The sequence below is a fragment of the Zymomonas sp. genome (assembly GCF_020216885.1).
In the GTDB taxonomy this organism is placed as follows: domain Bacteria; phylum Pseudomonadota; class Alphaproteobacteria; order Sphingomonadales; family Sphingomonadaceae; genus Zymomonas.
This window is the reverse complement of the sequence record NZ_JAIWON010000044.1, coordinates 1-10000: the sequence shown is the minus strand read 5'-3', so window position 1 is coordinate 10000 and position 10000 is coordinate 1. Positions and strand designations below refer to the sequence as shown.

At 46.6% G+C, this 10000-nt stretch carries 4 protein-coding genes and 1 pseudogene; all 5 read left to right on the top strand.

Annotation, left to right across the window (positions count from 1 at the left end; genetic code table 11):
- Positions 1–379, top strand: a pseudogene (locus LDL18_RS02275) (nucleotidyltransferase family protein); the annotation flags it as partial.
- Between the two features lie 8 nt (positions 380–387).
- A complete protein-coding gene (gene addB, locus LDL18_RS02270) occupies positions 388–3369 on the top strand; it encodes a double-strand break repair protein AddB (RefSeq protein WP_296506720.1) in 2982 nt (993 codons plus the stop codon).
- A 9-nt stretch (positions 3370–3378) separates the two neighbouring features.
- Entirely contained in the window at positions 3379–6867 is a 3489-nt protein-coding gene (gene addA / locus LDL18_RS02265) for a double-strand break repair helicase AddA (RefSeq protein WP_296506717.1), read from the top strand.
- 84 nt (positions 6868–6951) lie between these two features.
- Positions 6952–7272, top strand: a complete 321-nt coding sequence (gene trxA / locus LDL18_RS02260) for a thioredoxin (RefSeq protein ID WP_296506715.1) — start codon at positions 6952–6954, stop codon at positions 7270–7272.
- Between the two features lie 102 nt (positions 7273–7374).
- Positions 7375–9663: a VacB/RNase II family 3'-5' exoribonuclease gene (locus LDL18_RS02255; RefSeq protein WP_296506713.1), complete on the top strand. Its 2289-nt coding sequence runs from the start codon at positions 7375–7377 to the stop codon at positions 9661–9663.
- Positions 9664–10000: the final 337 nt, after the last annotated feature.

The window sequence follows — 10000 nt, the reverse complement described above, 5'->3', positions numbered from 1 at the left end:
CTGGCTTGATGGCACGGCTAATTCTATTGAACTTCTGACCCGTCATTGGGATGATGAGAAGATGGATGCTTTGTTATTACTGGTGCCGTTATCTCATGCTGATTGCTATAACGGGCAGGGCGATTTCCATATGAATGCTATGGGGCAAATCCAGCCTAAAATTTCGGGTAAAGTTGCGCCTTTTGTTTTTAGCGGCATCCAAATTATGTCCAAACGCTTTTTGGAAAATACGCCGGACGGCGCTTTCCGCAGCCAATATATTCGCGATCAGGCCATGAACAAAGGCCGCTTATACGGCTTGGTGCATGATGGTATCTGGTTTGATGTCAGCACGCCAAAAGCTGTCAAGGTAACCGATAACATTCTTAGACGCGGTTAATTTTGAATATGCTGGAAAAATCCCGTCTCTTTACGATACCTTTCCATCGTTCTTTTACTGATGCCTTGGTCGAAGGCCTGATCAAACGCTATGACGATCCAATGACATTGGCACAGGGATTGATCCTGCTACCCAATAACCGTTCCATTCGGGCTATAACAGAAGCCTTTGTGCGTCAGTCGTCTTCCGGCTTGTTATTACCCCGAATGGTGCCGGTCGGGGATCCTCTCTTGGATGATCGACTGGGCGCTTTTCTTGATCCGGTTGATATGATCGATCCGTTACCACCGGCGATCCCGCCTTTGGAACGGCATTTCCGATTAACCCGCCTTGTTAAAAAGGTAATGCAAAAACAGGGACGGACTATTGCCGTTCCCGAAGCCCACCGTTTGGCCGAAGAATTGGCGCTGACCTTGGATCAGTTGATGGCGGCAGAAATTGATCCTGAACAACTGACCCAGTTGATCGACCCTATGGCCGAAGAAGAACTGGCTCGCCATTGGCAGGCTTCTTTGAAATTGCTCGAATGTATCATTACCGAATGGCCGGAAGCCCTAAAAGAAACAGGGCAGATTGAAAGTCAGGAACGTCGGAACCGACTACTTGATCGCCTTGCGGAGAGATGGAAAACACAGCCGCCCAGTGAAAAACCGGTTATTGCCGCTGGTGCGATTACAGGATCGCCAGTATCTGCCCGTTTGTTGCGTGTTATCTCGGAAATGGAAGACGGGCTTGTTGTTCTTCCCGGTCTTGATAACAGCATGTCAGACGAAGAATGGCAGCTATTAGGCCCTCATGAACGCGATCCCGATACCGGCATGAAACAGCCTTCGCTTGAAAGCCATCCTCAATTCCAGTTAAAATTATTGCTGGACAGAATGGGCGTTGACCGGAAAGAAGTAATAGAATGGGATCCGCCGAAAAATCACCATCCAGATAACCGCGAACAGGCCATTCGTCATGTGATGGCTCCAGCGCGCTATACGGATCGCTGGCGTAGTCTTCCTGAAAAAGAACGGGCTTTTCCGAATTTATCGGTTATTGAAACGGCTCATCCTGAAGAAGAAGCCCAAGTTATCGCTTTGGCTTTAAGGGAGGCCGTTGAAGAAAAAGGCCAGACGGCGGCATTGGTAACACCTGATCGGGCTTTGGCGATTAGGGTCTCCGCTCTATTAAAGCGTTTTGGCATTGATGCCGATGATAGTGCGGGGCGACCGTTATCGCTTACGCCTCCCGGATTATTATTGCTTGATCTGGTTTCGCTCGCTGCCGATCATTTTTCAGCAGTGAGTTTCCTCGCGATAGCCAAGCATCCCTTGGTTGCTTTTGGTGAAGACCGTGATCTATGGCGCGATCATGTCCGTAGCCTTGATATGATTTTACGGGGGCCTCTTTTAAGAAATGGTCTGGCCGGAATTACGGCTAAAATTACCGAAGCCGTTGAAGATCAAAAAGCCGACCCTGAATTACTGGAATGGTGGAACAAAACCAAGATAGCTTTTGAACCACTCAATCAACATTATCAGTCCTCCTTACCGTTAACCCAAATTGTTAAAATTTTACGGGAAACGGCCAATAAAATAGCCGGTGAAAAAATATGGACAGAGGCTGCGGGTCATTTGGCCGCCGATTTGATTGCTGAAATTGAATCTTTAGCCGCCGATCATAACGAAGATATGCGCTTTTCCGATTTTGCGCATGTCTTGCGGCAGTTGATGGATAAACAAGCCGTCAGACCGATGACCGGCGGCCATCCCCGTATCTTTATCTGGGGTTTAATCGAAGCCCGCTTGCAACATGCCGATTTGATGATTGCAGCCAGTCTGAATGAAACGGTTTGGCCACCGATCAAGGAAGCCGATCCATGGCTTGCGCCTCGAATTCGTTCCGAACTTGGTTTGCCGGGGCTAGAATTGCGAATTGGTATTGCCGCCCATGACTTTTCTTCGGTTTTGGGAGCAAAAAAAATATTGCTGACCCGTGCCAGACGGGATGCCAGAGCGCCAACAATGCCTTCCCGTTTTTGGTTGCGATTGGAAGCCATGGCCTCCAACTTACACCATGCCGATAATCTTCCTTATTGGGCGCGACAGCTCGATGAACCACAGGGTTTTAGACCCGTCACAAGGCCAGCCCCTAATCCGCCTGTTTCAGACCGCCCGAAACGTATCGCCGTTACGCGCTTCGACAGTCTGCAATCTGATCCCTATAGCTATTATGCCAGCAATATCTTGGGCTTAAGAAAACTGGATCCCGTTGATGCCGAACCCACGGCGGCATGGCGCGGTAGCCTTATTCACAGTATTCTTGAAAATTGGGTTAAAGAAGATAACAGCCGCATCGGGAAATTAAAGCCGCGCGCCTTGGCTGTCTTGGAATCCATCAACGCTCATATTATCCAAAAAACACTTTGGTTGCCGCGATTGTTGCAAGCAATAGACTGGATTGAAGGTGAGGTTCAGAAAAATGCCACCGAAGGACGGACAATTCTTGATGTAGAAAGGAAAGGCTGCGCCCAGATAAACGGTATCGAATTATTCGGCTTTGTTGACCGTATTGATCGTATCGGTGATGGCTCTCTCGCGATTGTTGATTATAAAACCGGCACACCTCCATCGGCGGCATCGGTCAGAAATGGCGATATGTTGCAGCTTGCTCTTTTGGGGCTTTTGATCGAACATAACGGCATAAAAGATATCAAAGGGCAGGTAAGCGCCTTTGAATATTGGTCAATGGCACAGGATTTAAGAAAGAAAACGGCTGGTTATTCTCGCTCTGTATTGGGAAGCGGCAAGAATGCTCTGTTGCCAGAAGATTTTCTGAATATGGCCGAAGAACGCTTTATGCACGTTACAAATGACTATCTTCACAACCAAACGCCTTTTACCGCACGCCCCCATCGTGGCAAGAAACTCTATGATGACTATGTTCAGCTAATGCGTTTTGATGAATGGCGCAGTAACCCCCAATCCAAACCGGCGCAAAATTAAAGGAATCCTATGGCTCATCCACAGCGATTAATGCCTTTGGAGGCAGAACAGCGTCAGGCATCCGATCCTAAAGGCAATATTTGGCTGTCGGCTTCTGCTGGGACGGGAAAAACTCATGTTCTGACCGCACGGGTTCTCAGGCTTCTTTTAAATCGTGCTGCTCCAGAAAGCATCCTTTGTCTGACCTTCACCAAGGCAGGGGCTGCCGAAATGTCAGAACGTATCAATCAACGACTGGCAAAATGGGTCATTCAGCTGAGTGATGACGAGTTAAGAGAAGAATTGCAGGCCTTGGGGGCGCGTTATGATAGGGATACGCTGGCTTTGGCGCGAACGCTGTTTGCGCGGGTGCTGGATGCGCCGGGTGGTTTGAGGATACAAACTATTCACAGCTTCTGCCAATCCTTGCTAACAGCTTTTCCGGTCGAAGCGGGACTTATACCGGGATTTCGGCTAATCGAAGGGCGAGAAGAGGCAACAGAGGCGAAAAAGACACTAACCCGAATACTCGATCATCAAACACCGCCTTATCATATCAAAGACGATGATATCGCTTTATTGGCTGAAAAACTTGGCGAACAGGGCGCTGAAGATTATATCTATCAATGCCGCTTTCACGCTTTCGCTTTAAATAATTTAGGGGTAGCCATTGAAAGTCGGGTAAAAGGCGCGCTGGATTTGCCTTTTTCAGATATCAATCAGGTCTTAAAAGAAGCCTGCGATGACGATCATTTTGATTTTGCGCTTCTTCGACAGATAGCCGAAGCTAATGAAAAATGGGACACAGCGACCGCCCATAAAAATTTGGCGCTTATTCAGGATTTTGTTGCAGCCTCTCCGGCTGACAGACTGGCAAGTCTTGGTGATTTCCAAAGTCTGGTCTTAACGCAAAAAGGGGAATTGAAAAAAGCACCGACTGGTATCACGAAAAAGATCGCTCCTGAATATGAGGAATGGATGATCGCGCTTAGCAAGGCGATTAACCATATTGTCAGCCTAAAAAAACGCTATGAATTTTCGCAATTCGCGATAGCGGCACTTCGCACCGGACAGGCCTATAGTCAGGCATGGCAACAGACCAAGAAAGAAGCGGGTCTGGTCGATTTCAATGATATGATTGAAACCAGTGTTGCCTTACTTAGGACGCCGGGTATCGGGGAATGGGTGCGTTATAAACTGGATCGGACAACCGATCATATTTTGGTCGATGAAGCGCAAGACACCAATATTTTTCAATGGGCTATTATCTCGGCTCTGGCCGAAGATTTCTTTTCGGGTGAAAGCGCAAAATCCGTCGAAGCCTCTCGTAGTATTTTTGCTGTCGGGGACTTTAAACAGGCCATTTATGGCTTCCAAGGCACGGATCCTCAGGCCTTTGTTGATGCTCGTGATTATTTTAATGATAAATCTCAGGGCAGTGGACGGGAAATTCTTGATCTGTCTTTAAACCGTTCCTTCCGGTCAACCCCGCCTATTCTGGCGATGGTTGATCAAATGCTGGCCGATATTGAAAGCAGTTGCGGCGGCATTGGTATCAGTCAGCAATCCCTGCAACCGCATCAATCAGCAAGGTCTGATCTGGGCGGAAGCGTTGTCCTATGGCAACCAATCTCTGATTATCAGGAAGAAGACGAAAATACTCCAGAAGAGACTGACGCAGATGATGAAGAACAGCTTGAAAATGGCGAATTGGAACTGGCCATTCGTTTGGCTCGCCAGATAGAGGCTTGGCTTAATCCGAAAACGCCTCTTTATCTGCCCGCTTTGGGACGGAATGCTGCACCAAGGGATATTCTTATTCTGGTGCGTAATCGAGGACGGCTGGCTTCCTTGATTGTGGGCTGTCTTCATGCCCAAAAAATTCCAGTCGCGGGTCTCGACCGTTTGACATTGACCGCGCCTTTGGCTGTCTCTGATTTGTTATCGGCTATCCGCTTTGTGTTGCAACCGGATGATGATTTAACCTTGGCCTGTCTATTGGTTTCGCCCTTGATCGGCTGGGATCAAGATCGCCTTTATAGGCTTGCTGCCAAAAGAGCGAAAAAAGAAAGTCTCTTTGACCGCCTGCGAAAAAGCGAAGCCGAAAAAGAGACATGGGATATTATTCGGGAATGGCTTTCCAAGGCTGATTTTATTACGCCCTATCGCTTCCTTGAAATGCTGTTGAGCGGGAAGGGTGAAGGTCGCCGAAAATTGTTGGAAAGGCTGGGTGAAGAGGCGCGCGACCCCATTAACGAATTGCTAAACGCCGCTTTGCTGTTGGAAAGCGAAACAACCCCGTCTTTTCAGCGTTTTCTCGACTGGTTCGACAGCGGAGATGTCGAAATCAAACGCGACCCATCGGTGCGACAAAATACCGTCCGAATCATGACTGTCCATGGTGCAAAAGGCCTACAAGCCCCCGTCGTTATTCTTGCTGATGCCACCCGCGATCCACATCAATCAAGCGGTTTCAGAAAAGAAATCATCACTTGGCCACTTGATGAGGCCAATGCGCCAATCCCGATGCCTAGTAATGACGATATCGCTTATCTCCCTTCTGATTTTGGTGACATCATCAATGAGAAGAAGGCCAAAGATTTACAAGAGCATTGGCGGCTTCTCTATGTGGCGGCCACACGTGCCGAAGAATATCTTGTTATTACCGGCCATCTTGGCAGCCGTGCGAAAAACATTCCTCCAAAAGACAGTTGGTATGCCTGCGCGACCCGTGCTGTCACGGCTATGGGTATTGCATGGCAAGAAGATACTATGTGGCAACAAAAAGCCGTCTACCATTGGGGAGGCCGCAAAAAAGTCACCGATATACCAAAGAAGCAACCTGCCTTGCTTAAAGAAGCTATGCCTTCATGGATCAAAAGCGAAATACCAGAAGAACCTAAACCCGCTTATCCATTAAGACCTTCCGATCTAGTAAAAGATAATACCTCTAACCCGCCTCCCGATGGCGCCTCTATCACGGCTGCGAAGCGAGGGACTCTGTTACATGCTTTGTTTGAACGCCTTCCTATGCTTCCTGTTGAAGAACGGAGAAAGGCTGGACTCCGCTGGCTTGAGACTTCCGCTGGAGTCAAGGATGTCGCGTTACAAAATAGCCTAATAACAGATGCCTGCGATGCGATGAACAACCCCGCTTATCGCGATATCTTTTCTGAAAGAGCCTTGGCTGAAGCCCCCATCGCGGCCAAAGTAGGCGAACATGTTATTTCAGGGATGGTTGACCGTCTCTGGATAAATAGGGATAAGAAACAGGTTCATATCGTTGACTTCAAAACAGGCCGACGGGTGCCCGCAACCAAAGAACAGGTTAGCGAAGCCTATCAAAGACAGTTAGCTGCCTATGTCGTTGCTTTAGAAAAGATTTTTCCCGATTATAATATCGAGGCTTCTTTGCTTTATACGACGGCTCCGAAACTGGTATCCTTCGAGCAATCCTTCCTGCATGATTATTTCGTCCAAATGGACAAGGGTGATATTCAGTCAGAGAATCAGATATAGTGATCGGATTTTCGGCATTGCATGAAATGGTATTTCTATTAGATCATACTATATAAATTCATATCCCCGTCAGGAGCGATTACAATGAGCGTTATCAACGTTACCGATGCTAGTTTTGAATCCGATGTTTTAAAATCACCGGTGCCTGTTGTTGTGGATTTCTGGGCAGAATGGTGTGGGCCTTGCCGTCAGATTGCACCCGCTTTAGGTGAAATTGCCAGCGAACTTGAAGGTAAAATGACTTTAGCCAAAGTTGAAGTCGATAATAATATCGAAACAGCTAGCCGTTTCGGCATTCGCAACATTCCGACCTTGCTGCTTTTCAAAAATGGCGAAGTCGTGGCTACCCGCACCGGTGGCGCGCCGAAAAGCCAGTTGAAATCGTGGATTGAAAGTTCACTTTAAACGTCTTTATCATAAGGGGGATGATGCCTTATAGCTATTCTATCCCGAGAAGATGTCTGAAGTCGGAAATTCTCTTTTAAAAAAGGACTGATCGTCCCCCTTATGACCCGTTCATCGAAACAGAAAACCAATAGTGATCTGCCTACATCCAAGCAGATCCTCGAATTTATTTCATCATCTTCTCAACCCGTTGGAAAAAGGGAAGTCGCGCGCCATTTCGGTCTGAAGGGGCAAAGTAAAATTGCCTTGAAGGCTTTGTTGAAAGATATGGCAGATGAAGGTCTGATTGATTCTTCACCGGGACGCGCTTTCCATCTGATGGGCGGGTTACCCAAGGTAACTATTCTAAAAGTCATTGATAGCGATGGTGCGGGTTCCGTTCTTGCGCAGCCGGAAAAGTGGCAGGCCGAACATTTACCCATCCCCAAAGTCAAAATTGTTGAGAAGAAAAAGAAAGCTGGATTGTCCGAAGGGGACAGAGTTCTAGTTAAAACCGAGCAAGTCGATGGTGAATGGCAGGCTTTTGTTTTAAGAAAACTCATCCCTGCTGAAAGCGGCATTCTTGGCATCTTATGCCTTGAAGGCGATAAACTTTGGCTGAAACCTGTTGAAAAAAAAGACAAAAAATCATGGCCGGTTTCTGATGCCGGTAATGCAGAATTGGGTGAATTGGTTCTGGCTGAAAAGGCAGGGCGTCCACCTCGGGTCACCGCAAGAATTACCCAAAGATTAGGCGACCCTTTCCAGCCTAAAAGTTTTAGCCTGATTGCCATTCATAAATATAATATTCCTGATCATTTTTCTTATGATGTTTTAGAAGAAGCTGAAACAGTTGCTGATCTTGATCTTGGTAACCGTGAAGATTTAACGCATTTGCCGATTATTGCGATTGATCCCGCTGATGCCCGAGATCATGATGATGCGGTTTGGGCGGCTCCCGATGATAATCCTGATAATAAAGGAGGATATCAAGCTGTCGTCGCCATTGCCGATGTCTCTTTTTATGTCCGACCGGGAACAGCCCTTGATCGCGAAGCGCGTAAAAGAGGGAATAGTGTTTATTTCCCTGATCAGGTTATCCCTATGTTGCCAGAAAAATTGTCTGGCGATGTTTGTTCGTTAAAGGAAAATGTCGATAGGGCGGCACTTGCTTGCCATCTGACGATAGGCGTTGATGGTAAATTGAAATCATGGCGGTTTACGCGGGCAAAAGTGCGTTTGGCTGCTAATATCGCTTATGAAGATGCCCAAGATGCGATTGATGGAAAATTAAAAAGTCCGTTAACCGAAACCGTTTTAAAACCATTATGGGCGTGCTGGGAATCCTTGAATCATGCCCGTAAAAATCGACAACCTTTAGGATTGGATTTACCTGAAAGACGGGTGGTTCTAGGCGAAAAAGGTGAAATTCTGTCAGTCGCAACACGCGAAAGGCTGGATGCCCATCAGCTAATCGAAGATTTCATGATTGCGGCCAATATTGCGGCTGCCAAGGCTTTGGAAGCGAAAAAAGCGCCTGTAATGTATCGGGTGCATGAACCTCCCAGCCGTGAAAAATTGGTTGCGTTAAGAGATTATCTTAAGACTTTCTCTATCGCTTTTGCTTTGGGACAGGTAATTAAACCTCAAATTTTCAATCATCTGATTGAACGCTTGGAAGTCGATGAGGAATCCCGCGCCCGCATCATGGAGCAGATTTTAAGGAGCCAGACACAAGCCTATTATTCACCAGCGAATATGGGACATTTTGGGCTTGCCTTGGGTAGTTATGCTCATTTTACCAGTCCTATCAGGCGTTATGCCGATTTACTGGTGCATCGCTCTTTAGTAGGTGCCTATCATCTCGAAAGCGGTAAGCCTAAACTCAAATCATCTCATGATAATCACACTATTCCTGCGTCGACTTCTTTACCGTCACAGGATGCTGAAAATATGTCAGTCATTGGCGAAAAGATTAGCCATGCTGAAAGAAGGGCAATGGAAGCCGAACGGGAAACGATTGATCGTTATATTGCGGCGTATTTTTCACAATATATCGGCGAAATTATGCCTACCAGAATTACAGGCGTGCGGGAATTCGGCTTCTTTGCAACTGTTCCCGAATTAGGGGGGGATGGTTTGGTTCCAGTCTCAACTTTGGGGCATGAATATTTCCGTTATGATGAAGCTACTCAAAGTCTTGAAGGACAGGATAGCGGGACCCGATATGAGATTGGTCAAAAGATAGATTTACGTCTGATGGAGGCTGATCCAATAGGCGGTTCCTTGCGCTTTGAATTGCCCGATGCCGAACCTGCGGTCAAAATGTCGCGTCGTGGGCGAGGGCGCAGTGGTATCGATCCTCGCTTAATAAAAAGGCGAGGGCGGCCAGCTAATATCCGTCACCGTTAGGTCAGAATATAAAAAAAATAGCATCCATATATAAAATAATATGGGTGCTATTTTATAAAAAAATTATTTTTTATCAGTATTTTATGCTTATTTTTTAATAAAAATAGTAAACATTCAATGAAAAGAATAAGGGCAGGGCTTTATTTGATAGATAAAGCGTTTTTTTGGGTTTTATATGAAGAACAGATATAAAAATCTTACCCTGTTTATTGTTTATGACGGTGGCTATTGTCTACTGACGGTAAAAAGAGTCCGATAGAGAGCAGGGACAATACGGCAAAATCTTTTCTGATTATTCTTTTCATAGTATGATCATTTTTTAGATAGATTTTTCTAA

What these genes read in the sequence shown, in the direction of transcription:
- addA (WP_296506717.1), top strand. Translation starts at nt 3,379, where the DNA reads ATGGCTCATCCACAGCGATTAATGCCTTTGGAGGCAGAACAGCGTCAG.
- trxA (WP_296506715.1), top strand. Translation starts at nt 6,952, where the DNA reads ATGAGCGTTATCAACGTTACCGATGCTAGTTTTGAATCCGATGTTTTA.
- addB (WP_296506720.1), top strand. Translation starts at nt 388, where the DNA reads ATGCTGGAAAAATCCCGTCTCTTTACGATACCTTTCCATCGTTCTTTT.
- LDL18_RS02255 (WP_296506713.1), top strand. Translation starts at nt 7,375, where the DNA reads ATGACCCGTTCATCGAAACAGAAAACCAATAGTGATCTGCCTACATCC.